We start from the raw sequence: 247 nt of genomic DNA, 5'->3' as shown, positions 1-247 counted from the left end.
CTTCGTGCCGACCGACTGGAACACATGCCGATCATCCTTGTGGACGATCGCGCCGAGGTATGTTTCCCCGCCCTTGACGACGGCCGGCGAGGCCGTGTCGAGGCGATACACGCCGGCAGGCACACCACGCGGCGGCAGCGAGTGAAGCGTGACGCGCTCGCCACGGCCCGGCATCGGGCCGTCGAGGTTGCGCGAACCGTTCGAGACGGTTACGTGCGTGATATGCCCGCTCCTTGTTTTCGGTTCC

At 66.4% G+C, this 247-nt stretch carries 1 pseudogene; it reads right to left on the bottom strand.

What is annotated here, in order from left to right:
* Nucleotides 1-247: pseudogene (locus tag SB816_RS34035) on the bottom strand (hypothetical protein); the annotation flags it as partial.

This window comes from Achromobacter sp. SIMBA_011 (genome assembly GCF_046535435.1).
In the GTDB taxonomy this organism is placed as follows: Bacteria; Pseudomonadota; Gammaproteobacteria; order Burkholderiales; family Burkholderiaceae_B; genus Achromobacter; species Achromobacter dolens.
The sequence above is the reverse complement of the archived record's forward strand: the minus strand, read 5'-3'. Positions and strand labels throughout refer to the sequence as shown.